This window comes from Streptomyces sp. NPDC028298, assembly GCF_055565895.1.
Genome location: NZ_JBVHTL010000012.1, coordinates 93162 through 119366, shown reverse-complemented (window position 1 = coordinate 119366; position 26205 = coordinate 93162). Strand labels below are relative to the sequence as shown.

Annotated in this window: 21 protein-coding genes; 12 read left to right on the top strand and 9 right to left on the bottom strand. The window is 72.7% G+C overall.

Annotation, left to right across the window (positions count from 1 at the left end; translation table 11 throughout):
- Positions 1-72: 72 nt before the first annotated feature.
- Positions 73-1971 (bottom strand): AfsR/SARP family transcriptional regulator, encoded by a 1899-nt coding sequence (locus ACZ4TO_RS38075; protein WP_468026612.1) that lies wholly within the window; start codon positions 1969-1971, stop codon positions 73-75.
- A gap of 413 nt (positions 1972-2384) precedes the next feature.
- On the opposite strand from ACZ4TO_RS38075, the gene ACZ4TO_RS38070 reads away from it, so the two are divergent.
- From ACZ4TO_RS38070 to ACZ4TO_RS38040, 7 genes are all read left to right on the top strand, one after another.
- The gene (locus ACZ4TO_RS38070; protein WP_468026611.1) at positions 2385-3479 is read left to right on the top strand and encodes a radical SAM protein; all 1095 of its coding nucleotides are present in this window, start codon (positions 2385-2387) and stop codon (positions 3477-3479) included.
- Complete coding sequence (locus ACZ4TO_RS38065; protein WP_468026610.1) at positions 3476-4168, top strand: iron-containing redox enzyme family protein; 693 nt, start codon at positions 3476-3478, stop codon at positions 4166-4168. Before ACZ4TO_RS38070 ends, ACZ4TO_RS38065 begins: the two co-directional genes overlap by 4 nt.
- Positions 4161-4370, top strand: a complete 210-nt coding sequence (locus tag ACZ4TO_RS38060; RefSeq protein ID WP_451075546.1) for an aroma-sacti cluster domain-containing protein — start codon at positions 4161-4163, stop codon at positions 4368-4370. Before ACZ4TO_RS38065 ends, ACZ4TO_RS38060 begins: the two co-directional genes overlap by 8 nt.
- A complete protein-coding gene (locus ACZ4TO_RS38055) occupies positions 4370-7570 on the top strand; it encodes an AAA family ATPase (RefSeq protein ID WP_468026609.1) in 3201 nt (1066 codons plus the stop codon). The genes ACZ4TO_RS38060 and ACZ4TO_RS38055 overlap by 1 nt, the downstream gene beginning before the upstream one ends.
- Positions 7567-8427, top strand: a complete 861-nt coding sequence (locus ACZ4TO_RS38050) for a S8 family peptidase (RefSeq protein WP_382778384.1) — start codon at positions 7567-7569, stop codon at positions 8425-8427. Before ACZ4TO_RS38055 ends, ACZ4TO_RS38050 begins: the two co-directional genes overlap by 4 nt.
- Positions 8424-9035, top strand: a complete 612-nt coding sequence (locus tag ACZ4TO_RS38045) for a GAF domain-containing protein (RefSeq protein WP_382778385.1) — start codon at positions 8424-8426, stop codon at positions 9033-9035. The genes ACZ4TO_RS38050 and ACZ4TO_RS38045 overlap by 4 nt, the downstream gene beginning before the upstream one ends.
- A gap of 135 nt (positions 9036-9170) precedes the next feature.
- Positions 9171-9683: a GNAT family N-acetyltransferase gene (locus tag ACZ4TO_RS38040; protein ID WP_468026608.1), complete on the top strand. Its 513-nt coding sequence runs from the start codon at positions 9171-9173 to the stop codon at positions 9681-9683.
- Here the strand turns inward: ACZ4TO_RS38040 and ACZ4TO_RS38035 are convergent.
- The 5 genes from ACZ4TO_RS38035 to ACZ4TO_RS38015 form a co-directional block, all read right to left on the bottom strand.
- Complete coding sequence (locus ACZ4TO_RS38035; protein WP_385041820.1) at positions 9669-10790, bottom strand: glycosyltransferase; 1122 nt, start codon at positions 10788-10790, stop codon at positions 9669-9671. The two genes, ACZ4TO_RS38040 and ACZ4TO_RS38035, sit on opposite strands and share 15 nt — an antisense overlap.
- Position 10791: 1 nt before the next feature.
- Entirely contained in the window at positions 10792-12936 is a 2145-nt protein-coding gene (locus ACZ4TO_RS38030; RefSeq protein WP_468026607.1) for a prolyl oligopeptidase family serine peptidase, read from the bottom strand.
- Positions 12937-12987: 51 nt separating this feature from the next.
- Positions 12988-14448, bottom strand: a complete 1461-nt coding sequence (locus ACZ4TO_RS38025; protein ID WP_468026606.1) for an MFS transporter — start codon at positions 14446-14448, stop codon at positions 12988-12990.
- Complete coding sequence (locus ACZ4TO_RS38020) at positions 14445-15641, bottom strand: radical SAM protein (protein WP_468026605.1); 1197 nt, start codon at positions 15639-15641, stop codon at positions 14445-14447. Before ACZ4TO_RS38020 ends, ACZ4TO_RS38025 begins: the two co-directional genes overlap by 4 nt.
- A 104-nt stretch (positions 15642-15745) precedes the next feature.
- Positions 15746-16024 (bottom strand): hypothetical protein, encoded by a 279-nt coding sequence (locus ACZ4TO_RS38015; RefSeq protein WP_382778391.1) that lies wholly within the window; start codon positions 16022-16024, stop codon positions 15746-15748.
- 368 nt (positions 16025-16392) lie between these two features.
- Between ACZ4TO_RS38015 and ACZ4TO_RS38010 the strand changes: the two genes are divergently transcribed.
- Together ACZ4TO_RS38010 and ACZ4TO_RS38005 are read left to right on the top strand one after the other, a co-directional pair.
- Positions 16393-17655: a cytochrome P450 gene (locus tag ACZ4TO_RS38010; protein ID WP_468026604.1), complete on the top strand. Its 1263-nt coding sequence runs from the start codon at positions 16393-16395 to the stop codon at positions 17653-17655.
- A 213-nt stretch (positions 17656-17868) separates the two neighbouring features.
- Positions 17869-18606: a hypothetical protein gene (locus tag ACZ4TO_RS38005; protein WP_468026603.1), complete on the top strand. Its 738-nt coding sequence runs from the start codon at positions 17869-17871 to the stop codon at positions 18604-18606.
- A 32-nt stretch (positions 18607-18638) separates the two neighbouring features.
- Here ACZ4TO_RS38005 and ACZ4TO_RS38000 read toward each other — a convergent pair whose 3' ends face one another.
- Positions 18639-19715, bottom strand: a complete 1077-nt coding sequence (locus tag ACZ4TO_RS38000; protein WP_385041807.1) for an Lrp/AsnC family transcriptional regulator — start codon at positions 19713-19715, stop codon at positions 18639-18641.
- Between the two features lie 109 nt (positions 19716-19824).
- Between ACZ4TO_RS38000 and ACZ4TO_RS37995 the strand changes: the two genes are divergently transcribed.
- Positions 19825-21039, top strand: a complete 1215-nt coding sequence (locus ACZ4TO_RS37995) for a M20 metallopeptidase family protein (protein ID WP_468026602.1) — start codon at positions 19825-19827, stop codon at positions 21037-21039.
- Entirely contained in the window at positions 21036-22571 is a 1536-nt protein-coding gene (locus ACZ4TO_RS37990; RefSeq protein WP_468026601.1) for an MFS transporter, read from the top strand. Before ACZ4TO_RS37995 ends, ACZ4TO_RS37990 begins: the two co-directional genes overlap by 4 nt.
- 234 nt (positions 22572-22805) lie before the next feature.
- Here the strand turns inward: ACZ4TO_RS37990 and ACZ4TO_RS37985 are convergent, their stop codons facing one another.
- Positions 22806-23564, bottom strand: a complete 759-nt coding sequence (locus ACZ4TO_RS37985; RefSeq protein ID WP_451075563.1) for a hypothetical protein — start codon at positions 23562-23564, stop codon at positions 22806-22808.
- Between the two features lie 278 nt (positions 23565-23842).
- The gene (locus tag ACZ4TO_RS37980; protein WP_468026600.1) at positions 23843-24781 is read right to left on the bottom strand and encodes an alpha/beta fold hydrolase; all 939 of its coding nucleotides are present in this window, start codon (positions 24779-24781) and stop codon (positions 23843-23845) included.
- A 387-nt stretch (positions 24782-25168) separates the two neighbouring features.
- Between ACZ4TO_RS37980 and ACZ4TO_RS37975 the strand changes: the two genes are divergently transcribed.
- On the top strand, positions 25169-26107 hold the full coding sequence (locus tag ACZ4TO_RS37975) for a class I SAM-dependent methyltransferase (protein ID WP_468026599.1): 939 nt from the start codon (positions 25169-25171) through the stop codon (positions 26105-26107).
- Positions 26108-26205 lie beyond the last annotated feature (98 nt).

Genomic DNA, 26205 nt, shown 5'->3' with positions numbered 1-26205 from the left:
ACGACTCGGAGGCGGGTACGGGCCTGGGGCGTGGCCGCGCAGTCTCGCCCTCCCTGCGTCGCCCGGCACGCCTTAGCACCGCTCTCCTGACGTGGCCGCCTGTTCTCGCGCGAACAGCAGGGTCAGCCAGGGGAGTTCGTAGCGCATCTCCTCCGGGGCCGCGGCCAGGTGCGCGGTCACCTCGGGCAGGGAGGGCGGGGGCAGCACGCCGACGTCGATCAGTTCCTCCAGGGAGCGTTGCGCGGCCCGTCCGTCGGTGCCCAGGGCACGGGCGGCGGCGGGGAGGGCGAAGGACGCGTCCGGCAGTGCGGCCAGTGCGTTGAGCGAGTCGCGGGCGGGGGCGGGCAGTCGGGACCAGGCGCCGGCGAGCCGGGCGCGGACCCCGAGGCCCCCGGACGCGAGTTCGTCCAGCGCCTCCTGAGGATGTTCGAGGCGGTCCGCGTACTGTCCGAGCGGCATGTGGCGCAGCACGGACAGGCGGTTTCCGGCCGCTCGCAGGGCGAACGGGAGGTGTCCCGCGGCGGCGACGATCCGTACGGCCGCGGTGTGCTCGGCGGTCAGCCGGGTCCGTCCGACGATCGCCCCGAGCAGGTCCAGGCTTTCCTCGCACGACAGGGGCGGCAGTTCGACCCGGTGCGCGGACTCCAGACGGGGCAGGCGTTCGCGGGAGGTGACCAGTGCGGCGGCGGTGCCCGCGGGCGGCAGCAGTGGGCCGAGCGCGGTGGCGTCGGGGGCGTCGTCCAGGAGGAGCAGGATGCGGCGGCCGGACAGCCATGAGCGCCAGACGGTGGCGGCCTCCTCCCGGTCGGCGGGCAGCCGCTCGGCGCAGCCGAGGGCGCGGGCCAGCTCCGTCAGCACCGACGCCCAGGGGCGCGTCGAGCCGTCCTCGGCGCACAGCCGGGTGGCGACCACTCCGTCCGGGAAGTGCGCGGCGAGGCGATGCGCGGCGTGTACGGCGAAGGCGGTCTTGCCGGCGCCGACCGCGCCGGTGATCAGGACCGGGGGGCCGCCCTCGGTCTCCAACCGGGCTCGGACGGCGTCCAGTTCCTCGGTCCGCCCGGTGAAGTCGGCGAGGTCCGGCGGGAGGAGCAGCCGTGCCCCGGTGGTGCCGCCGCGCGGGCGGGGCGGGGCCATGTCGTCCAGGAGGGAGCGGTAGGCGCGTTGCAGCGCCGCGCCGGGTTCCAGGCCCAGTTCCCTGGACAGCCGCTGACGGCAGTCGTCGTAGGCGGCCAGTGCCTCGGTTCTGCGGCCGACGTGGTGCAGCGCGGTGAGCTGGGCGGCGCGGAGCCGTTCGCGCAGCGGGTGGCGGCTCACCATCTCGTCCACGGTGTCCGCGACCGGGCCCGGGTCGCCGATCTCGAGCTGTGCTTCCGCCCATGCCTCGTAGACGGCCAGCCGCCGGGCATGCCGGCGTTCGACGGCGGCACGCAGGACGTCGGCACGGGGGGCCAGGTCGCTGAAGGGGTCGTGGCGCCACAGGTCGAGCGCCTGGCGGTACGTACGGGCCGCGTGACTGGGGGCGCCCGCGCGCGCCTCGGTGTCGCCGTGCCGGGCGAGTTCGTCGAAGCGGAGGGTGTCGCATTCCTGCGCGGTGAGGTGCAGTACGTAGCCGCCGGGACCGTGGCTCAGCCGGCCGAGGTCGTCGGGGTCGAGTACGCGGCGCAGGGTCGACACGTACGCCTGGAGGTTCTTGCGGGCCGTGCGGGGCGGGTCGTCGGGCCAGACGGCGTCGGTGAGTTCCTCGACCGACACCGGGGCGTTGGGGCGGGTGAGCAGGACGGCCAGGACGAGGCGCTGCTTCAGCGGCCCGAGCGCGAGCGGCACTCCGCCGCGGGTGGCCCGCAGGGGGCCGAGGAGGGTCAGTCGTAAGAGGGGGGAGGCGGCGGCTTCCCCGCCGATGCCGTCGGCCGGCTCTCGCGGAATTCCGGGATCCGACGCCACGCCGCGGCTTTCCGTGAGGGCATCAGCCATGTCGGCCTCTCAGCCCCTTCCCCAGCCGGTGTCGGGGTCTTCGGAGTTCTGACAGAGGAAAGGAATTCTGTGCACGAAAGCCTCCGAGGAGCCGCAGGGGGTGAGGGAATCCGTGAGGAGCCGTGAACCTTCGGGAATTCGCTCGAATTCCTTCGGCCTTCACAGGATGCGCACGGGCCGGTTCCGGGGCCATGGACTCGAGGATGGCTCAAGGTGCATGCAGCAACGCACCCGCCGGGACGGAAGGCGAATAAGGGAACAAAACGCACTGAATCCAGCGAGCGTGACCAGCCCGTCGCCGTGACCGCTCGGGCCCGCTCCGCGTACCGGCCTCGAACCGCCCGCGAACCGCGACCGAACCGATGCCGCGCACGCTGGGCCCGCACGTCCCGGTGGCCTACGGAGGTGACGAGATGCGACTGGCCGAGATCATCGCGCTGCGTCCGCTGCCGGCGGCCGGGCTCCTCGCCACGCTCACCAGGCGCTGCCCGCTGAGCTGCGCGCACTGCTCCACCTCGTCGGGGCCGCGCGGCGAGGACACGCCGGCCCGGGCGCTGCGCCGTTTCGTCGGCGGTTTCACCGCCGAGGACCGTCCGGAAGTCCTCATGCTCACGGGTGGCGAGCCGCTGCTGCGGCCCGCGCTCGTGGCCGACCTCGCGGCGCTCGCCGCGGCGGCCGGAACGCGGACGTCGGTCCTCAGCGGCATGTTCTTCGCCGCCGAGGGCCGGGTGCCCGCGCGCATCCTGGGCGCGCTTCGGAACGTCGACCACTTCTCGGCGAGCATCGACGTGTTCCACGAACGTGAAGTTCCGCGTGCCGGGGTCTTTCGCGCGATGCACCGCATCAGGGAAAGCGGAATCGCCGTGAGTTTCCACGTGGCGGGCACCGACCAGGACGCGGCCTATCTCGCGGACATCACCGCGTCCATTCGTTCGGAATTTGACGACCAAGCGGCCGTTCTCGTGAATCACATACGACCCGTGGGGCGGGCGGCGGGCTGGGCGGCCGCGCGGACCGTGCCGCTCCGGGATGCCGAGCCCCCCGGTCCCCTCCGGGGCACCGGGCCCGAAGGTGCCTCCGCGACACCGACCGCACCGTGCGCGATGGCGGCGTGGCCGACCGTGGCCTTCGACGGCACCGTCGCGGCCTGCTGCAACCAGCGGGTGGTGGACGGCCGCCCCGTACCCGAGCACCTGCGCCTCGGCCACATCGCGCGGGACGACTGGGCCGCGATACAGCGCCGGTGCGTGGAGTCGCCGGTGCTGCGCACCATCCGTACCGCCGGAGTCGGGTCGTGCGCGGACTGCCGCAGCCTGGCCCGGCGTCCGGCGGCTCTGGAGGCGGCGGAACGGTCCGGAGCGCGCCCCGCCGCGGGCGCGATGGACCTGCTCGGCGCACGCCTCCAGCACGACGCCGGAGCCGCGTCACTGCTGCGACGGTACGGAAGCGACCGGTACGCACCGCTCGTCCTGCTCGGCGGTCCGGGGGAAGAGGAGGGGTCCGCGTGAGCACGTCCGCCGTCGCGAGTCTGCGCCTCGAACTCTCTCTCGTGGAGCCGGTGTTGCGGGCAGCCTCCGCCCGCATGTGGCGTTCCGGCCCGGGGCTCCCCGGCCGCTACCGCCGCTACCTGCGTGCCATGCACCAGGTGATCCGCGCCTCTGTTCCCCTGATGGAGCGGGCCGCCGCCCGCTGCGAGGCGCTGTCCGGGGACCCGGTGGCACGGCCCCTCGCTCCGTACCTGCGGACGCACGCCGAGGAGGAACGAGGGCACGACGACTGGCTGCTCGCCGACGCGGCGGCGACCGGGGCGTCGCCGGACCAGCTGACCGGTACCGTGCCGCCGCCCCAGGTGGCCGCCCTCGTCGGCGCTCAGTACTACTGGCTCGAGCACAGCCATCCGGTCGCCCTGCTCGGCTACATCGCGGTACTGGAGGGCAACGCGCCCGCGCCCGGACTGGCCGGCCGCCTGGCCCGCGAGACCGGACTGCCGGACGCCGCGTTCGAGACCGTACGCCTCCACGCGGACCTCGACGACGGGCACAGCGCGGACCTGGACCGGCTGTTGGGGCTGCTGCCCCTGGACGCCACGCAGCGTTCCCTGGTCGCCGTCAGCGCGCTGCACACGGTCGCCTCCCTCGCCGAGCTGTTCGACCGCATCACCGCGGCACCAACCGAATGGGAGAGCACCGATGACTGACTCCGCACCCGATCACGACCGTCTCCGCGCGCTGGAGGACGCCGGGTTCCCGCTGCACAGCCTCTCCCCCGAACAGCGAGAGGTGCTCCAGGACCTCAGCGCGCAGGAGTTGACCCTGCTGCTGGACCTGAAGCAGCGGCTGGACGCGGCCGAGCCGGAGGTGCAGGCGCACAGCGAGATCGCCGGCGGAGCGCTGTTCTGATGACCGAGGCGACGACCGGAGCGACCGCCGGCCCGGTGACCGGCGGTACGCGCATGAAGTGCCCGCGCTGTCCCGAACCCCCGCCGGACGGCGCGGCGTTCTGCCCCCGGTGCGGAACGGCGTGCGTGGCCGCGGGCGACACCGCCGCGGCCGAGGAACGCCGGGTCGTGACCGTCCTCTTCTGCGACCTCGTCGGCTCGACCGCCCTGTCCGGCCGGCTCGACCCGGAGACCCTGCGCACGGTCACTCTGCGCTACTTCGCGCTGATGCGGGCGCGGATCGAGGAACACGGCGGCACGGTGGAGAAGTTCATCGGCGACGCCGTGATGGCGGTCTTCGGTGTGCCCGTACGCCATGAGGACGACGCCCACCGGGCACTCGCCGCCGCGCGCGGCATGGTCGGGGGCCTCGACGGGCTCAACGCCGAACTGGAGCGGGCCCACGGCGTACGCCTCGCCGTCCGCATCGGCGTGAACACCGGTGAGGTGGTGGTCAGCGCCGATCCCGCAGCCCGGCAGGCCCTGGTCTCCGGCGAGGTCGTCAACATCGCGGCCCGGCTCGAACAGCACGCGGGCGCGGGGGACATCCTCATCGGCCCGGCCACGCTGCGTGCCGCCGGTCCCACGGCGGTCACCGAGTCGGCCGGATCCCTCTCCCTCAAGGGAGTCGGGGCCCCCTTCCCGGCCCACCGCCTGGTCGCCCTGCACGAAGACGACCCGGAACGGGCCCGCCGGTTCGACACCCCCTTCATCGGGCGCGAGCAGGAGCTGGCCGAACTCCGGCTCCTGTCACGGAAGTTGGAAACAGATCCGCGTTCGTACCTGGTGACCGTGTACGGCGAGGCGGGCCTCGGCAAGACCCGCCTGCTGCGCGAATGGCTGCGGGACTCCCCCGCGTACGGCGAGGGCCGGTGCCGCCCCTACGGCGAGACGGGCTCCCTGTCGCCGCTCGCCGAAGCCGTACGCCAGGTCCTCGCGGCCGTCGGCGAGGACACCGCCCTCGCCCAACTCCCGCGCCCTGAGCAGACGGAGGCCGAAGAGGCCCTGCGTCTGCTGCGGACCGGCCTGTTCGCGGACGGCACGCCCAGCCCGTCGGCGGACGACACCCTCATGGCCCTGGCCTGCCTCCTGGACGTGCTGTCCCGTGAACGGCCCGTGGTGCTCGTCCTCGACGACTGCCACTGGGCGTCCGAACCCCTCCTCGACATGGCGGACCGGCTGCTGGACGAGCTCGACCGCTCCCCCGTGGCCCTGGTGTGCGTCGCGCGTCCGGAACTGCTGGAGACCCGTCCCGGCTGGGGCAGCGGGCGCATGCGGTCCGCGTCGCTGATGCTCACCCCGCTCAGCCGGGAGGAGGCCGCCGCTCTCGTCGGCGAACTCGTCGAGGTGGCGGCCCACCGGCAGGGCGTCCTGGAGGGCGCGCTCGACCGCGCGGAGGGCAATCCGCTCTACCTCGAACACCTGACGGCCATGTCCGCCGAGTCCGACGACCTGCCGCTGACCGTGCACGCCCTGCTCGGCGCCCGCATCGACGCGCTGCCGCCGGAGGAGCGCACGCTGTTGCAGGTGGCCGCCGTCCTGGGGCGGGAGTTCCAGCGCGCCGACCTGACCGAACTGGCCACCGCCGAGGAGCCCGCCGGGCCGACGGAGCCTCCCGGCGGTCTGCTGCGCGGCCTCGTACGACGCCGCCTCATCGAGTCCGGCGGCCGCTCCCGGTCCGCCGGCTCCCTCCTCCGGTTCGGCAGCGCCCTGGTGCAGGAGACGGCGTACCGCGGCATGGCCAAGAAGGTACGGGCCCGGCGCCACGAACACGCCGCCGGCGTCCTCGTCCGCCACGACGCGGGTGACGCCGCCGTCGGCTCCCACCTGGCCCGCGCCCACCGTCTGCTCACCGAACTGGGCATCAACGACGACGACACCGACACCCTGCGCGCTCGCGCCGCGGATCTGCTCACCCGGGCCGGAGCCGCCGCCCTGGCCCGCTCCGACCTCCCCTGGGCGGAAGACCTGCTCACCCAGGCCTCGGACCTGGCCACCCCGGGCGAGCCCGTCGCCCGCGAGGCCGCCCGCCGACTCGGCGAGACGAAGGTCGCCCGCGGTGAGCCCGAACGCGGCCGGGAACTGCTGGCGGACGCGCTCGCCGCGGCGGACCGGGCCGGTGATCCGCTCGGCGCCGCCCACACCCGGCTCGCCCTCACGGCGCTCGACCCCCGCCACGGGTCCGCGGCCGAGGTGGCCGAGGCCGCGCTCCCCCTGTTCACCCGGGCGGGCGACGACCAGGGCATCGCCCGCGCCTGTGTCCGGATCGCCCAGGACCGTCAGCGGCGCGGACTGCACGGGGAGGCCGAGGAACTGCTCCACCGGGCCCTGGACCACGCCGACCGCGCCGACGCCGAGCCCGAACGCGCGCTGGCGCTCGGCGCGGTCGGCATCTCCCTGTGGCGCGGACCCACCCCGGTCGCGCGAGCCGTGGCCCGCTGCGAGGAACTGCTGACCGCCCACGGGTCCGGCCGGCCCACCGTCCGCGCCACGCTCGGCTGCCCGCTCGCCGTACTCCTGGCCCTGCAAGGCCGGCCCGAGGAGGCGCACGAACGGCTGGCCGAAGCGGCACGCCTGGCCCGCGGCCTCGGCTACGCGGAGAGCGCCCTGTTCATCCCGCTGTTCGCCGCGGAGGTCGAGGCGCTGACCGGTACACCGGCCCGGGGTCTGACGCTGCTCGACGAGGCGGCCCGCGCGGGCCGCGAACTCGGCGCCACGGGCGCTCTTCCCGGCATCGCCCGGGAGCGGGCGCGGATCCTGCTGGACCAGGGTGAACCGGCGGAGGCGGCGGCGCTCCCTGACCCCGAGGCGTCCGGCCTGCCTCCCGCCGAGTCCGCCGACGCGTACGGACTGCGAGCCCGCGCCCTGGCCCTCGCCGGTGAACAGGACCTCGCGCGCGCCTGCGCGGACCGGGCCGTCGCGGCGGCCGGCGAGACGGACTCCCCGCTCGTACGCGGCACGGCCGCCCTCGACCGGGCTCAGGTGGTGCGCGTGCTCGGTCCGACCGGCGAGGCGGCGCGGGAGGCGCACACGGCGCGGGAGTACTTCGCCGCCAAGGGACACCGGCCGGGCACGGACCGCGCGTCCGCGCTCGCCGACGAGATGACGGCCACGGTCCGGGACGCGCAACGCCCGGCCCGACGGGAAGGCGGGACCGCATGACCACAGGAACGGCGGCAGGGCTCACGTGGAGCCTGCGTGACCGCTCCCCCGAGGACCTCACGATGCTCGCCGACACGGTGCCCGATGTGCCCGCCGACCCCTCGGAGTGGTCGGACGGCGCCGGGGTGCGAGTGTGCGTGGTCGATACGGGAGTCGAGTGCGGCCATCCCTCGGTCGGCACCGTCCAGGGCTCCTACGAGGTGGCGCCCGCCCCCGACGGAGGCCTGCACGTCGTCGACAGCGGACGGCTGCCCGACGGCGCGGGCGACGGCTGCGGGCACGGAACCGCCTGCGCTGGCATCGTCCGGCGTGTGGCGCCCGCCTGCGAGCTGCACAGCGTGCGGGTGCTGGGCGAGGGCTTCACCGGCACGGGCGAGGCCCTGCTCACCGGGTTGCGGTGGGCCGTCGACCAGGGCTTCGACGTGGTCAACCTCAGTCTGTCCACGACCCGTCCGAAGTTCCTGGAAACGCTACGGGCCCTGGCCGACCAGGCGTTCTTCACCGGGACCACGCTGGTGGCCTCCGCCCACAACACCCCGGTGGAGAGCTTCCCCTGGCGGTTCTCCTCCGTCATCTCGGTCGGCACGCACCGCGAGGACGACTCCGGGCTCTTCCTCTACAACCCGGCGCCACCCGTCGAGTTCTTCGCCCCCGGCCAGAACGTGCAGGTGGCCTGGACGGGCGGCAAGACCATCCGCACCACGGGCAACAGTTTCGCCACCCCCTTCATCAGCGGGATGTGCGCACGCCTGCTCGGCACCCGCCCGAAGCTGACACCGTTCCAGATCAAGCACGCGCTCTACCTCTCGGCCGCGAACGTGCGCATCGGCGAACCAGGAACCCGAGGTGAATCATGACCCAGTCCCCCGGACTCGTCCCCGCCACCGGCGTGGACCCAGCGACGCGCGTCGGCAGCGCGGAGCACGATCTGCTGCAGTCCGTCGTCGACACCGCGCGGGCCATCTTCGGTGCCGCGGCCAGTTCCGTCCTGCTGCACGACCGGGAGACCGACGAACTGGTCTTCCAGGCCGTGGCCGGGGAGGGAGAGGAGTCCCTCGTGGGCTCGCGGTTCCCGGCAGGCCGGGGTCTGGCGGGCTGGGTGCTCGTCTCGGGTGAACCCATGATCGCGGACGACCTGCGGGAACAGAGCATGTTCGCCAAGGACGTCGCGAAGTCGACGGGGTACGTGCCCGACGCCCTCATGGCGGCACCCCTCGCCCATCGCGACCGGGTGCTCGGCGTGCTCGAAGTGCTCGACCCCGCCGAGCAGTCCCGGTCCAGCCTCTCCGAACTCGACCTTCTCGCGCTCTTCGCCCGTCAGGCCGCGGCGGCCCTCGCGGTCATCGACGACCGGCGCCACGAGGAGACTCCGTCGGCGGTCCGCGCGCGGGGCCTGGAGCTGGTGGCCGCGCTGCGGGACGTACTCCTGGAAGGGGTGCCGCCGCAGGGGGCACAGGAAGGGTGAGGCGAGGCGGGGGCTGCCGCACATCTCGTGCGGCAGCCCCTTCCTCACGTCCCGCCATGGCGCTGGGACGGGCGCAGTCCGGGCGGGCGAAAGTGGTTTGCGGGCTCGGATCGCGGGTGGGTAGCGTCACCGACCGTGACCCCGACCCTGCGCACCGAGCGGCTCCTGCTGGAGCCATACGTCCCCGAGGACGAGGACCACTTCGTCACCCTGTTCCAGGACTCCAGGGTGTCGCGGTGGATGGGGGACGGCCAATCCTCCGAGGCCGAGGACCGGGCCCTGTTCGGGCGGATCTTCACGAAGGTCTATGCCCAGGACCTCTTCGACGTCTGGGCCGTCCGCCGCGACGGACTCCTCGTCGGCCATGCCGAGATCAAGCCGACCGACACCGTCGCAGGCCACGAGATCATCTACGCTCTGGCGCCGGCGGCATGGGGGTCCGGTCTGGGTACCGAGCTGGCGGAGGCGATCGTCGCCCATGGCTTCGACACGCTCCAACTGGCCGAGGTGTACGCCACCGTGGCCGCTCCGAACCAGGCCTCGCTGGCCCTGCTGCGCCGGATCGGTTTCGAGCATGTACGGGACATCGAGGAGGAGGACGGGGGCACCACCCGCGTGCTGGCCCGCTCTCGGTCAGCGTGCCGCTGATTCCACGGCGTCGGCGGCACGCGTTTCGCTCTTGCCGTCGGTGAGTGCGGCGCCGATCTCCTCGGCGCGCGCCCGTAGTTGAAGGTCGTGAGCCGTCTCCTCGATGGCGGCCCGCAGCTCTGCGGCGGGGGTCCCGGGCTCCGGAAGCCTTCGGGCGACGCCGGCGCGCAGGCAGGCGGCCGCAAGGACCTGCTGCTCCGAGCCGTTGGGGGCGACGAGCAGAGGCTTGCCGTGGAGGAGGGCGGCGAGCACGGGCGCGGAGGTCGCGTTCGTCAGGACGAGGTCGGCCCGCTCGACGAGTCGGCCCATCCAGGGGCGGCGACCGACGATCAGGTCGGCGTCCGCGGCGGCTTCGGGGGCGCCCGAGCGTCCCAGTTCCACGACGGCCCGGTAAGTACCCTTGGTGAAGGCCGCGTTGAGTCGCGGCCACAGGGAGCCGCCGCCGAAGGTCCGGCCGAGATGGACGTAGGCCAGGGGCTTGGATTCGGGGAGCGGTTCGGCGGACGGGGGCTCCGGCTCCCACCAGCAGGGGCCGACATGTCGTACGACCGGGGGGAGTTCGGCGTCGGTCGGCTCCAGGACGGGGTGGCCGCGCAGCAGGAACCTCGTGCCGAGCAGCGGGGTGTCGGAGTGGCGGTCGTGTCGTGGCGCGAGGCCGGCCACCTCTCGTACCGCCCGATAGTGCTTCAGGGTCTCCGTCAGCCGCCACGAGCGGTCGTGCGTGTCCGCCGGGCCGGCTCCTCCGGAGCGGTAGGGCCACAGGTGTGCGGCGAGTCCGAGCACGACGACCGGCAGGCCGGCGGCCTCGGCTGCCACGAGCGCGCCGTGGTTGAGCACCGAGGTGAGCAGGACATCGGGCCGCAGCCGCCGGACCGCCCGGGAAGCCTCGGTGTACTGCTCGGAGCCGCGTATCGACCAGTGGGCCACGGACAGGGCCGCGTCGTCGGTGGCGGCGGACAGGTCCAGGCCTGCCTCGCTCACCACTGGCGCGGCTCGTGGCCCGGCGAGGACGTGCACCGTGTGGGAGCGGCGGCGCAGTTCGCGGCCCACCGCGAGTGCGGGATACAGGTAGCCCGGGTCGCCGAGCGGGCACAGGAGCACGTTCATGTCAGTGGTCTCCCGGCAGTCGAAGGCCCAGGTGGTGGGCGAAGAAGGCCATGACGTCCGCGTAGAGGCGGGCGCTGCGCGAGGAGGCGCGGGCGCCGTGTCCGACGCCGCGCTCGGTGCGCAGTACGACCGGTGCGTGACCGGTGGCGGCCCATTGCAGTGCGGCGCACATCTTGCGGGCGTGGGCGGGGTCGACTCGTGTGTCGCCTTCGAACACGGCGAGCAGGACGGCCGGGTAGGGCGCGCCCTCGCGTACCTGGTGGTAGGGCGAGTACGAGAGGAGGTGCGCGAACTGAGCGGGGTCCGCGGCGCTTCCGTACTCGTCGCGCCAACTCGGGCCCATGCCCGACCGTTCGTAGCGCACCATGTCGAGCAGGGGTGCCGCGCACACGACGGCGCCGTAGGTCTCCGGGCGGCGGGTCAGCGCCGCGGCGGCCAGCAGACCGCCGTTGGAGCTGCCGAGGACGCCGAGCCGGCCGGGCGCGGCCCATCCGTCGCGGAGCAGGTGGTCCGCCGCCGCGTCGAAGTCGTCGAAGGTGTTGTGCTTGTGCTCGCGGCGTCCGGCGCGGTGCCACTCCTCGCCCTCTTCTCCCCCGCCGCGCAGGCAGGCCACCGCGTACACGCCGCCCGCGCGCACCCAGGGAATGGCCTGGGGGGTGAATCCCGGGGTCATGGAGGCGCCGAAACCGCCGTAGCCGGTGAGGACGGCGGGGCGGGGTCGGTCGGGGCGGCCCGTGGGGGACATGACGAACACGCGCACTTCGGTTCCGTCGCGGGAGCGCACGACCTCCTGGGTGACGTGCACGCCTTCGACGGGGGCCGCTTCGGGAGAACCGCCGGGCCAGGGGCTCAGGTGTCCGGTCACGGCGTCGTAGTGGAGGACGACGGCGGGTGTCGTGTGGTCGGTGTAGGCGAACCACAGCTCGTGGCCTGGTTCTTGACGTGCGGTCAGTGACGTGATCGTTCCCCGTCCCGGCAGGGGTACGGTCCCGGTCCGGGCGCCGGTCCGGGCGTCGTGCAGCGTCACCTCGGCCACGGCGTGCCGGGTTCGTACGACGGCCAGGAGCGGCCGGTCCAGTGCCGGGCCGTCGAGGACCGCGAAGTCCTGCAGTACGGCGTCGGGTTGCTCGGCGACCAGGGTCCGCCAGTGGCGCGGAACGGACTCGCGCGGGTTCGTGGCGTCGCGAGGGACCGTGACGATCCGGCCGCGCGGGGCACCGGCCGTCGTCCTCAGTATCAGCGGTCCCCCACCCGGCCTCGGACGGACGGCGGTGTGGCCGTCGGCGGCGTGCTGAAGGCGGCGCAGCTCGGGCCGGTCGGGTCCGGGCCGGGTCAGGTCGGCGGTCCACAGGTCGGTGTGCGGGGAGGTGCCCTCACTGGCTCCGATGATCAGGAGCCGGCCGTCGGGGGTGGTGGCGACGGTGTAGTACTGGGTGTCGGATCGTCCGGCCCCGAAGACCTCCACGTCCTCCTCTGCCCGCGTGCCGACCTGGTGCAGATACACGCGGCGACGGGGTCCGGCCCCGGCAGGCCCGTCCCCGGGAGGCAGTCGGCGGACGTAGTAGAAGGCCCGGTCGCCCGGCAGCCAGGCCACGGGCGAACGGCGGACCCGGTCCACGGGTCCGTCAACCGTCTCGCGCGTCGCCGTGTCGAGCACACGCAGTACCGAGTGTTCCGTGCCGCCCGAGGAGAGCTGGACGGCCACGAGGTCGCCTTCCCAGGACGGTTCCCAGGTGTCGAGCACTGTCGTTCCGGCCGGATCGGCCACCAGCGGGTCGAACAGGATCCGCGTGCGGCCGGCTTCGCGGACCGCCAGTGCGGCGAGTTCGCGCCCGGGTTCCCTGAGCGTGTGGAACTCCCGTGCCCCGCGGGCCACCGGCGGACGGCTCCCGCCTCCGTCGAGCAGGGCGGTGATCTGCGCGAACAACGGGTCACGGGCCGGCCAGCGGGCCTCCTCCTCGGCGTAGAGCAGGTCCTGGGCGGCGCACCACGCGGTGGTGGCGGGGTTCCGCGGGTTCTCGAGCCAGCGGTAGGGGTCGGCCACCCGCTGTCCGTGGACGATCTCGACCGGACCGCCGCGTGGGGCCGGTGGGTAGGTGTACGGGGCGGGCGCCGGCCTGGCGTCGCGGGGCGGGGACTGGGTCATCGCGGCGCTCCAGGGGGACGGATCACGTCGGTCGCGTGCGGGGGGCGGGGCTCAGGCGTCACCCGTGCCGGGGCGTCGCGCGGGGGACGCCGGGGACGGGTCCTCGGGCTCGGGACCGCCGGGAGGAATCGGCTCGCCGTGCGCTTCGACGGCGGGCCGGCCGGCAGTGCCCGTGCCCGTTCCCGCCCCTGCGCCTGCGAGGGCCGGAGTGTCCGGAGGGGAGGAGGGACGGTGGGTGTCCTCGGACTCGGGCAGGTCCGCGGGACCGGCGGCGTCGGCGGGTCCGGAGGTGTCCTTCGCCTCGGCGGTAACGGCGTCGGGGCTCGTCTCGCGCAGCAGAGGTACCGACGAAATCAGGGTGACGACCGCCGCGGTGCCGGCGAGGGCCAGCCAGGTGTGGCTCGCCCCGAGGGAGTCCACGAAGGAGCCCGCGAGGAGCGGTCCGAGGGAGGCGAGGCCGGCCATCACCAGTCCGGTCGCGGTGCTGACCCTGCCGAGCAGGTCGCGTGGGGCGAGCACCAGCATGGCGCGGCCCACGACGATGCCGGCGGGCGGGCTGAAGAAGACGACCACGACCAGCACGGGACCGATCGTCCAGGGATGCGTGGTCGTGGAGAAGACGGCGAGACCGATCGCCCAGACCATGCCGATCAGCAGGAACAGACGGGCGGCGGGGATCCTCTTGATCAGTCGTGGGGCCGCGGCGGCGCCCAGCATGGCCCCGATGCCCGCGCAGCCCATGACCGCTCCGATCGCCGTCCCGCCCGCGCCACTCTGCCGCAGGGAGACCACCATGGTCGTCTGGGCCGCAGCCGAGACGACGTTGATGCCCGCGGCGAACAACAGCGCTGCCAGGAGCGTCCGTTGACGTGTCAGCCAGCGGAGTCCGGCCGTGAGCCGGTCGTCGCGGTCGGTGGCGGCGACCTGGTGAGGGGGTTTGGTGGCGATCCGCAGCAGCAGGACGGCGGACACGCCGTAGGAGAGGGCGTCGGCGGTGAACGGCAGCATCGGGTCCATCGTGTAGAGCCAGCCGCCGAGGAACGGGCCGATGAGCGAGCTCGTCGCGACGGCGGCCTGACTGCGGCTCAGTGCGTCGGTGAGGTCCTTCTCCGGGACGACGTCGCGGACGGCGATCGTGGCGGCGGGAGCGAAGAGCGCGGTGGCCGCGCCCTCGACCACCGCGACGCCGAGGAGGTGTGCCTGACCGAGGTCTCCCAGTGCCGACGCCAGGGGAATGCTGGCCAGCGCGACGAGCCGGATCAGGTCGGTCCCGACCATGATCATCCGCCGGTCGATCCGGTCGGCGAGCTGGCCCGCCGGAAGGCGCAGCAGGGTCCGGGTCACCAGCGAGAAGGTCGCGACCGTACCGGCCTGCGCCGCGCTGCCGCCGATGGACAGGACGAGCAACGGGAAGGCGAGCAGGGACAGTTGCGAGCCGAGCGTGGACAGCGTCGTACTGAGCCAGTAGCGGCGGAAGTCGGCGTTGGCACGCAGGATGCCGGCGCCCTTCATCGCAACCGCCCCACGGCGTGGAGGCTGTCCAGGACTCCGGCGTCGACCCGGTCCTGGAAGACGGCGCGGACAGCCGCCTCCTCGTCGTACTGGTAGTGGTCGTGGCAGCTCACCCAGCGGCCTTCGGTCTGCTCGGCGTCGAGGTAGCCGTCGGTGATGGTGCCGACCTCCATACCGGGCTTGCCCGCGGTCTCCCAGCAACTGGCCAGTACTCCGTCGGCGTTGACGACCGCGCCGTAGCGGCCGTCGGTGAAGGAGCAGGCCTGGCAGGGGACATGGGCGCGCGGTCGGGCCACCGTGAATCCGAGCTCCAGCGCGCGGGCGTGCCAGCGGACGAAGTCGTCGACGAGGCCGTTCTCGTGCATCAGGTTGTTGGCGTAGCCGACGCCGACGTCCCCGACGCGGGCGAAGTGGATGCCGCAGCGGGCGGGGTCGAGGTGGGCGCCGAGCCGTTCGACCAGGTCGTCGACGCCGTGGCGGTTCAGGTGGGAGACGTTGACGCGCAGCATCCAGCGCAGGGAGGTCTTCTCGATGGCGCGGGCGATGTTGGACACGATGACGTCGAAGGTGCCGCCTCCGGAGCGGCGTACCCGGATGGCGTCGTGGTCGGCGCGGTCGCCGTCGAAGGTCACCTGTACGGAGCCGAGGCCCGCCGCGTTGAGTTCCTTGGCGATCAGCGGTGTGAGCAGGGTGCCGTTGGAGGTCATCGACGCGGTGAGGTCGCCCAGTTCGGCGGCCCTGGTGAGCAGGTCGCGGCAGCCTCGCGGGTTGAGGAGCGGTTCGCCGCCGAAGAGCAGCAGCGACAACCTGTCCATGCCGGCCGCGGCCATGCGTTCGCGGGTGAAGTCCAGTACCTGACCGACGGCTTCGGGCGTCAGCCGGGCGTGCTGGATGCGCGGCGGACGGCTTCCTCCCTTGGGGTCCTGCGCGGTGTTCTGGAAGCAGTAGCCGCAGCCGAGGTTGCAGTCCGTGCTGGTCAGTACGGTCAGCGAGTACGAGTTGTACGGCTTGACGTCGTACAGTCCCGCCTCTCGGAGATAGTGTTCGGCGGAGGGCCGCAGGGTGCCGTCGGGCTCCACCTGGCCGGGGCGCATCAGCGCGTAGCCGCCGGCGCCCAGGAACCACCACCCCCTGCGGGACTGGATCAGACGGGCCCCGGCGGCGGGGACGGCGACGGACTGCGTACCGGGCACGGCAACCTCCGGAGCGAGGGCGGGAGTTGGAGGGCGGGCGCGGCCCGGCCGCGGCGGCGTCAGGCGCCACCGCGACCGGGAGGACCGCGCCGGTGGTGAGCCGATCAGGCGTTGTGCTCCTGGTGGACGACGCACCAGGGGGTGTCCTCCTCGTCCTCCTCGGAGTGGGCGATCACCTCGGGCTCGTCCACGGCGGACTCCTGGTGGACGCCGCACCACGCGACGTTCGACGCGGAGTGCGCGACCACTTCGGGCTCGTCGACGGCGGACTCCTGGTGCACCCCGCACCAGCCGACGTTCGACGCGGAGTGCGCGACGACCTCGGGAGTCTCCTCCGCGGGGGTCTCGGTGGTCTCCTCGTTGGGCTCGACGTTCTCGGCCATGTTGGTCCTCCATACGACGGGCGTTCGGGACGACGGACGGCAGCGGTTCGCCGACCGGCAGGAAGCTAGGAGGAGGGGGTTCGGCACCGGTTCATGGCTGGTTGGGCCGTGGTGAAATGCCTGGTGGGGACGGGGGACCCGGGGGTCCCTCCGCATCAGGACGTCTCTCACCAACTGGCCGGGCCGGCACGACCACATGAGGGCCTCACGCACGAACATCGCGGGGCCGCCGGGTCGTACGGGGCCCGGCGGCAAGGCGGGGCGCCGGCGGCCGCATACCGGAATCCCACCGGTTCCCAACCGGCGGGCAACCGGCCGTTCCTACGGTGGCCGCCGCACACTCCGCGACCGCGAGAGGACGCCTCCGTATGGACACCGAGCCCGTCGTCACGGCCGCGCCGTCCGCCCCGCCGGCACCCGCACCGGCACGGCGGCAGCGGCTGCCGGAGCCGCTGGGGGCAGGGTTCCTGGCCCGTCCGGAGGAGACGCTGGCGGAGATACGGGAGACGTGTCCCGTGGCGCGGATCAGGACGCCCGCCGGACGGCCGGCGTGGGTGGTGACCCGTGCGGAGGACGTACGGGCCGGATTCCTCGACCCCCGGCTCTCCTTGAGCGGCGGCCATGTCCCCGACCCCGACGTACGCCGACGCGCTCTGGACGTGACGCTGGTCAACTACGACCCGCCGGACCACACGCGGATCCGCCGCCTGGCGACACCGGCACTCACCCCGGCGCGCATGGCCGCCCACCGCGAACGCATCGAGCTCAACGCGCTGGAACTCCTCGACGCGGCGGACGCGGCGCGGGGGCGGGGACCGGTCGAGCTGATGGGCGCGTTCGCGCGGCCGTTCGCGTTCCGGTCGCTGTGTGAGGTCTTCGAGGTACGAGAGGAGGAACGGGCCTCGCTGTACGAGCCGGTGGCGCTCCTCGCGGACAAGGCGGGGTGCTCCGCCCGAGCCGTGGAGGAGAGCGTGGCCCGGATCGACGCGTTCGTCCGCGGCGAGATGGCCCGCCGCGAAGCCGCTCCGGGTGACGACGTCGTCTCCCGCGTCCTGGCCGCCTGGCACCAGCAGGGCGGCGCGACCGAGGACGAGGTCGCCTCCCTCCTGGCCATGCTGTTCCTGGCCGGGTTCGACAGCACCGTTCAGGCGATCGGCATGAGCCTGGTGGCGTTGCTCGGCCACCAAGACGTACAGGACTCGTTGCGCGACGAACCGTCGAGGATTCCGCGTGCGGTGGACGAGTTGCTGCGCTGGGACACCCCGGGCCCCTTCGGCACCAAGCGGGTGACGCTGGAGGACGTCCAATTCGGCGACACGGTCATTCCGGCGGGCAGCGGTGTCCTGCTCTCCGTGGCCTCGGCCAATCACGACCCGCGCTGCCACGCCGACCCCGGCACACTGAACCCGGACCGCACGACCGCCGCACGCCACCTGTCCTTCGGCCTGGGTCCGCACTACTGCCCCGGATCGGCCCTGGCCCGCCTCGAGCTGACGGTGGCCCTGACCGCGATCCTCGGCCGCTGGCGTCGCCTGGAGCCGGCGGTGCCGCTGGACGAACTGGCCTGGGGCGGCGGCTATCTGCACCGCCGACTGGCCGCGCTGCCGGTCCAGCCGGGCAGCCGGGCCTGAGGAGCGGCGGCCCTGGCCGACGTTCAGCTCCAGTCCACAAAGAGTTGCTGAGGCGCCCGCGAAGCCAAGGCCTTGCCATGTCGATGCGGCGCCCCGGCCTCGTACGTGAGTACTCCTACTCAGGACATCAGCCGTCGCCGACACCAGACTGAACCGGTGACGAGAACCGGTGCGGGTCATGGACGGCGCGGTGTTGTCGTGGGGTGTGTCGCCGTGGTGGCGAGCATGGCCTTCGGCCTCTACTGGATCAGCCCCTTGCACGACCCCGAGAACACCAGACGGGCACGGGCCGACGCGGGCCGTAGGGCGGCGACGGTGGAGGACGCGCTGCACGCCAACTTCAGCTCCCCGCTCGGGGGGTTCAGCCGCAGCAGTGAGCCCGTCCTCGATCGCGTGGCGGACCGCTTCGGCGGCACGTTGATCGACGTTCGATCCCATAGCAGCGGCCAGCGCCGGGACTTCGAGGTCCTGATGTCCGTTCCGGGCACCGCCGCCCCGAAGTTCAGCTTCGACGCCGAGGAGTCGACCACGGTCCTCGTCTGTTACGAGTTCTCCTGGCAGGGATACGTGTACACGATCGAGCACAAGGCCGTTGATTGCCCGAAGGAACTCCCGGCATCGTCCGACGCTCTCGGCTCGGGGGACGACTTGAACCGGCTCGCGTCGCGCATCATGGAGCACGGCTCCTCGGCGGCGGCCAACTCCCCCTCCGCCAGATCGGCCGTCGAAGACACACTGCGCGAGGCCGACGTCCCCTCCCGGACACACCGATCGATCACCATCAGGAACGACATGGCGGTCTTCGCCGTCGGCTCCACCCACGCGTGTGTCTTCGGCGTCCTGGCCTCCGAGGGGCTGTACGCCTGGCGGGCACCATGGGCGGCGCACTGCACCACGGACGGCGCGTACGAGGGGTACGCCCTCACGCAATGGCCGCCGATCGGCGGGTAGTGCCTCGAAGCCAGGGTCGTGGTGCGGGCGTCTCAGTCCGGCGGGCCCGGGGCGGTGGCGGGATTGCGCATCCGGTTCAGCAGTTCCCTCTCCGCGGCGCCCGCCTCCTGGTCGTCCCACAGGTCCGAGAACGGCACCGTCCGCAGCCGGCGCCCCTCCGGGTCCAGTACCTCTCCGGCGTGTTTGAGCTGCCAGAGCGTCATGGCCCGGTCCGCGATGGTGAGTTCGGGGAACCGCTGCGCCAGCGCGGCCTCGAACGACTGCACGTCGCCCATGGAGCGCAGCCACGCCGTGACCATGAGGTTGTGCGGGCCCGACAGCGTCGCGCACAGGCGGGTCTCCCGCATCCCCGAGAGCTGGGCCGTGATCCTCGCGGTCTCCGCGGCGGGAGCGATCCCCCACAGCGTGGTGCTCACCGGCCAGCCGGACACGGAACGGGCGGCCTCGCAGCGGTACGAGATCGCCCTGGCCGCGTCCAGCCGGTCGAGCCTGCGCCGGACCGTGGTCGGGCTCAGTCCGCTGCGCTCGGCCAGCCGGGCGACGCTCTGCCGGCAGTCCTGGGAGAGCAGCAGGATCAGGTCGAGGTCGGACTGGTTCAGGACCGCGCCCGTCGTCGGCCGGTCGCGGTCCGCTCGCAGAATGCCGCGGCGCTCCTCGGCCAGCCGGTCCAGTCGCCAGCGGCTGCCCTCCGTGTGGAGCGCCGTGGCCAGTTGGGTGCGCGTCGCGGCGATCCCGTCGAGCCCGCCCAGCCGAAAGCCCACGTAGCGGGCGAGCTGGGCCTGTGAGCGGAAGACGGCGGTGAGCATCAGGTCCCGCGCCCCGGTCGTGTGCTCGATGTTGAAGAGCGGAGCGTCGTCCAGGATCCGCTCGCACACCTGGTGGAGTTTCCCCGACACGCAGTCGACCTCGATGAACGCCACGATCAGTTCGCCGATGAGCGCGGGGCTGGGGTGACAGCCGAGCCAGGCGAGGCCGGAGTCGGTCAGCCGGGCCCAGCGACGGGCGGCCGTCGTCGCGTCCACGTCCAGCGCCGCGCCGATGCGCCGCCAGTCGGCCCGGGGCGCGTGCTGGAGGGCCGTGATCAGGAGATAGTCCAGCTCGTCCAGCATGTCCGGGGTCCTTTCCGTACGACGGCGGATTCCTGCAAATGATCATGGTTGAACGGCTGATGCCGTCGTTCCGGGACCGGTGCGTGTCCGCCCTCGCACGATACCGGCCATGTTCCAGCACTCAGACGCCGCCGCCCTCCTCGACGACCTCACCGACCTCCGCCGTCGGCTCCACCGCGATCCCGAGATCGGCCTGCACCTGCCACGCACCCAGGAGAAGGTCCTCGCGGCTCTGCAGGGGCTCCCCCTGGAGATCACCCTGGGCAAGGGCCTGTCCTCGGTCACGGCCGTGCTGCGGGGCGGCAGGCCGGGTCCAGCCGTACTGCTGCGCGGCGACATGGACGCTCTGCCCGTCCACGAGGACACCGGACTGTCGTACGCCTCCGAGAACCCCGGCCTGATGCATGCCTGCGGGCACGATCTGCACACGGCGGGCCTGGTGGGTGCGGCGAAGCTCCTCGCCGCCCACCGCGAGGAGCTCGCCGGGGACGTCGTGTTCATGTTCCAGCCCGGCGAGGAGGGCGACGGCGGCGCCCGGATCATGGTCGAGGAAGGCGTGCTGGACGCGGCCGGCGAACGGGTCGTGGCCGCGTACGGCCTGCACGTCTTCTCGACCCAGGTCCCCATGGGCGTCGTCGCCACCCGCCCCGGCACCATGCTGGCCGCGAGCGACACGTTCGACGTCACCGTGATCGGCCGGGGCGGACACGGTTCGATGCCGCACCTGACCCGGGATCCCGTGGCCGTCGCCGCCGAGATGGTGACCGCCCTGCAGACCCGGATCGCGCGCGAGATCGACGTCCAGGACCCGGCGGTGATCACCGTCGGCACCTTCCACGCGGGCACCGCCCGCAACGTGATCCCGGACACGGCCGAACTCGGGGCGACCGTGCGCACCTACTCCGAGCGGACCCGCGACCAGGTCCAGGGCATGGTCGAGCGCACCCTCCAGGGCATCGCGCGGGCCCACGATGTGGACATACGGCTCGACTACACCCGTCAGTACCCGGCCACCGTCAACTCCGCCGACCAGGCCGCCTTCGCCCTGGACACGGCGCTCGAACTGTTCGGCCCGCAAAGGGCGTTCGAGGCGCCGCGGCCGGTCTCCGGGTCCGAGGACTTCTCGTTCGTGCTCGACGCGGTACCCGGCGCCTTCCTCGCGGTGGGCGCGTGCCCACCCGACCGCGACCCCGCGACCGCGCCCGTCAACCACTCCCCGCAGGCGGTGTACGACGACCGGGTGCTCCCCGACCAGGCGCTGCTCCTCGCCACACTCGCCGTGCGCGCCCTCGGCCGCCACGCGACGGGGGGTCGGTCCGCATGACGGAAGCCTCCGCCTCCCGGGACGAGGCCCGCCTCGGGCCGGACCCGGCCGCGCCCGCCTCCGTCACTGCGGTCGTGGGACTGCTCGTCCTGTTCGAGCTGATGAGCGGGTTCGTCCAGACGGGGATCACCCCGCTCCTGCCGGAACTGGGCGAGTACCACGGGGTCGGCGACTCCGCGCTGAACTGGATCGTGTCGGTCCAGTTGCTGGCCGGAGCGGTGATGGTGCCGGTCTTCGGCCGACTCGGCGACCTGTACGGGCATCGCCGGATGCTGCGCGCGGCCATCGCCGCGGTGGCCGCCGGCACCCTGCTCGTCGCGCTCGCCCCGGCCTTCCCCGTCCTCCTGCTCGGGCGGGTCTTCCAGGGCGCGCTCGTGGCACTCCTCCCGCTGGAGATCGCCCTCATCCGCGACCGGCTCCCGGTCGAGCAGGCTCGCCGGGCGATCGCGAGACTCGTGGGCGCGCTGACGCTGGGCAGCCTGCTGGGCGCCGTGGTCATGGGCGCGGCGGCGAAGGCCGTGCACAGCGTCCAACTCGTCCTGCTCGTACCGGCGTTCTTCGCGCTGCTGTGTGTGCCGGTGAGCTTCCTGTTCATACCGGAGAGCGTCCAGAGGGCCGTCGGCCGGCTCGACCGGCCGGGTGCCGTTCTGCTCGGCCTCTCGCTGCTCTCTCTGCTCGGCGGTGTCTCCCGTGTGGACCACGACGGCTGGGTGTCGGCGGGTGTTCTCCTCCCGCTCGTCCTCTTCGCCGTCCTGATCTCGGTGTGGGTGCGTACGGAACTGCGGTGCGCGGCACCGCTGGTGGACCTCAGGGCCATGAGGGGCCGCGGCGTGGCACGGCTCTACCTGGTCTCCTTCTTCTTCGGCGTCATGTACTTCGGCAGCCAGTCGCCCAACGCGACCTTCCTGGCCGCCGATCCCGCGACGGACGGCTACGGGTTCGGACTCTCCGCGCTGGACATCTCACTGGTCGGTCTGCCCGGGGCCGTGGCCGCGCTGGTCACCTCCGGCTGCACCGCCCTGATCGCCCGGCACCTGGGCTACCGGACCACGCTCATGACCGCCTTCGGCCTGATGGCGGCCGGCTTCCTCGGCCTGGGCTTCCTGCACGACACCGTCGCGGAGATGGCGATCACCGTGGCGGTCTGCGGCGCCGGTGTCGGCGCCGCGCTGGGTGCCATGCCCACCGTCATCGTGGAGGCCACGGAGCCGGAACACACCGGTGTCGCCTCGGCCCTCTACAACAACGTGAAGACCGTCGGAGGAGCGGTCTCGGGCGGCCTCGTCGCCACGGTGCTGGCGGCACACACGAGGTCCGGCGGGACCACTCCGTACGAGGGCGGCTACACGACGGTCTGGCTGCTGTGCGCCGCGTGCGGCCTCGCCGCGATCGCGGCGGTGGCCGGGCACGCCAGGGGCGACGGGAGGGTCTCGGCACTCAACTTCCCCCGTCCGGGCCGGACGGGCCGGCGATCAGCGCCTGCAGCACGTCGTCGGGGATCGCCCGACTCCCCTGGGACGCCGACTGGGTGACCAGGCAGTAAAGCAGGTGCCGGCGATCCGTTCGGTCGGGGAGCGCGGTCCAGGTGGGGTGCAGGGCGGGGTCCTCGGCGGCGGCCCGCCCGCCCTTCTCGCCCCGGTTGGGTCACGGTGATCGCGGTGCCCGACCTCCGTACGGAGGCCAGTGGCCGTGTCATGGTCACCGGTCGGGGCGAACAGTGGCCGCGTCAGGTTCGCGGGGCGGGGTCGGTCCGAACGGTGGACGTGTCAGGCTCGCGGTGCCGGGTCGGTCCGGACAACGGACGCCTGGGAGAAGTTGGTGGCGGCCACGATCTCGGGTGGGCGCACATACCCGGCGACGCTCTCGACCCGCACGACGAGCGCGAGCGGGGCTCTCGTGTCGTACGCCTTCGCCAGCTTGCGTATCTCGGCGCGGGCGAAGAGTTGCGTCGCTCCCGATGTAGCCAGGGTGTCGCAGCCCGCGATCATGACGAGACGGCTTCCGGCCGCGAAGGGGTTGCGTGCCAGAAGGATGATCGCGTGGTCCACGAATGTAGTCGCCCCGCTCTCCGACCGCCCGTATTCCTCGCCATCTGTCACACCCACGATGCGGTAGTCGTCGGAGAACTGGCGGAAGGTGTACGGGGCGTTGAGCCGGTCGGCCATCAACTGCCAGACCCCGTTGTGCGCCGGCCCGCCGATCACGACCAGGTTCTCCTCGGCGTCCGACGCCATGGCGAAGGCCTTGGCCCTGACCGTGACGGCCTCGTGCAACCGCAGGTCCTGGGAGAGGAACTGCCGGAGATTCATGGCGGCGAGGGCATCCGCCTCATGGATCTTCGGATAGGCGGGCGAGGCCCGGCCGGACTCCCCCACGACCACCACCACGCGTCGGCCGCGGTCCAGCCGCCACACACGCGCGGCCGGGGCCCGCGTACGGGAGTAGTGCACCAGGGCGCGTCCCAGCCAGCCGACGGCGAACGCGAGCAGCGAGGCCACGAGGTTGACCGTCAGGTCCTCCCCCACGACCGCCCCCCCTACCGTCGCCCGCCTTCACTCCTGAGTCTCGACAAGCAGTCTGCACCACGGAAGTGGCCGAGGAGCAGGGATCGGCCATCCACGTTCACCGGCCGACCGACGCACGTCAGGTGTATCCGAACGACGGCCCCGGCCCCGCTTCCGGATCTCCGCCGGTGGCGGCGCCGGGACCTTCACAGTCCCACTGACCGGATGAACGGTTCGTGGCTGGCGCCCATCGGTCGGGGGCCTACTCATGCTCGCTGGGCGTTGTTCGAGTGCTGGGGTCAGTGCTGTGTGGCGACCATCCGTTCGATCTCCTTGAGCACGAGCTCGGGACGGTCCTTCGGGACGTCGTGGGAGCTGCCCTTCGCGGTGACGAGCGTCCGGTGAGGCCCGTCCTGGACGAACGAGGCTGCGGCGTCGCGCCAGCGCTGAGCGTCTTCGGGGGAGCCGTCGAACGGGGTCTTCTCCGAGACGATGACCGTTGCCGGCACCGCGTCCGGCCAAGTCACCTTGTGAAACGCCTTGTTCGTCGCGACGAAGCTCTCCGCAGTGGAGATGAGCTGGCGGTTCTGCGGCTTGTCAGGTGCCTTCTTCGCGGCGCTGACCTGGGGTCCGCTGAGTGCCACGAGGCGTGCGATCTCCTCATCCGTGAAGAGGGGCGGCAGGTTGGCGTCGACCAGGACCGCACCGGACAGTACCTGTGGGTTGTTCCTGGCGAAGTAGGTCGCGACCTCGCCGGCCTGGGAGTGGGACACCAAGGTCACGTTCTTGGTGACCCCCAACTGCCGAAGCCCCGTTTCAAGGTCACTGACGGCACTCTCGACGCTCCACGGACCGGGCACCACGTCACTCTTGCCAAGACCGGCCCGGTCGTACGTGATGACGGTGGCGCCGGTGGCGGCGTGCAGCCTGGGGACGAGGTCGTTCCAGTAGGAGGAGTCCTCGCCGCCGCCCGAGTCCAGGACGATGACGGAGCCGTGGCCCCGCGTCACATGGAAGGCCAGACGGTGACCGCCATTGTCGATCATGTGCAGGCCCGCCGCCGCGACCGCCTGGCCGGTCCCCGGAGAGGTGGACGAGATCGTGGACGGCGAGGCCGATCGCCGGGAAGCGGAGTCGTGGTCGCCGCAGGCCGTGACGGCGCCGGCGGTCAGTGCCGTCAGGGCCAGGACCGACAGGGCACGGTTCAGGGACCGGCGGCTGGACGTAGAGCGGGACATGCTGATCCTTCGGACGATGGGTGGTGGCGTCGATGGGTGGTGGGGCTGTGGCACCCATCATTCGGTGAATCGATTCATCAGAGAATCCGGCTGGCCCGCGTGTCGGTGATGCGGCTGACGAGAGGGAGAGCGGTGGGGTTAACCCCCGCAAGCGATCACCGGTCTGGTGGCACGCCGGGGCTGCCTGCCTGTCTGTCTGTCTGTCCGCCTGCCTGCCTGCCTGCCTGCCGCTGACGGCCAGGGATCGGCCCAGAGAGCAAGAGGGCCAGGCGTTCTCAAGTCTCGGTATGCCGCGCCGGACGGCTTCCTGACGTGACCACCGCGTGCCGACTCCTGGCGGCGCACCGCCTTCAAACGCGCGCGCAGGATCGGGTTGAATAGGGATCTGTGAGCGAGATCGAACGTGCGGCGAGTCGGACGGCGGTACTGGTCTGCCAGGGGCGGGCGGTGGCGGACGGGAGAGTCGCCGTCGGCCGGTTCTCGGATCCGGTGGCGGTGCGGATGCTGCGCGCCGAGGAACGTGTCCCCGTGGACGAGGTGCGGACGGGGGTGCCGCCCGAAGGCTGGCAGGCGCGCTCACGGTACGAGAGTGTCCGGGCGTGCGCCGAGGTGATGGTGCCGCGTACGGTCGCGATCGATGAGGCCCTGCGGTCGCGCGCGACCGGTCAACTCGTGATCCTCGGAGCCGGTCTGGACACGCGCGCGTGGCGTCTGGCCGAGCTTGCGCGGACGGACGTGTGGGAGGTCGACCATCCGGCCTCCCAGCGGGACAAGCGAGCCCGCCTCACCGAGGCCGCACAACAGGTCCTGGGGTCGGAGGAGAGCGCTCGCCCAGCGGTCGAACTGCCGCTGGCCGCTCGATCCGTGCGGTTCACGCCGGTCGACTTCGCCGTCGACGACCTCGGCACGGCGTTGGACGGCGCCGGGCACGACCCCTCCGTACCCACGACTTGGCTGTGGGAGGGCGTCGTCCCCTACCTCACGCGCGACGAGGTGCGCGCCACGGTGGCCGCGCTCGCCGCCCGGACAGCCCCCGGCAGCGTCCTCGTCGTCAACTACCAGACGCCCTCCGCGAGAGCATCCGTGGGCCGACTGCTGTCCCGAGTGATCGGCGGTTCCGTCACCTCCGGCGAACCGTGGCGCTCACTGTGGAAGCCACAACGGATGGCCGCTCTGCTCGCGGAGCACGGCCTGCGGGTGGTGTCCGACAACGACCTCCAAAGCCTCACAGAGGCTCTCGGCGAGGCGACGCGGGGGCGAACGTCATTGCGGTCGGGCCGCGTCGACGTTGCCTTGGCCGAGAGTGGGGCCGGCCACGAGGGCTGACGGGGCCGGAGGGTGCGTGGGGCGACGCCCGCCAGGGCTAGCCCTCTAAGGGCACCTCGCCACTGCCGCTTCAGTGAGCGTTCGTGTCACCCACCCTC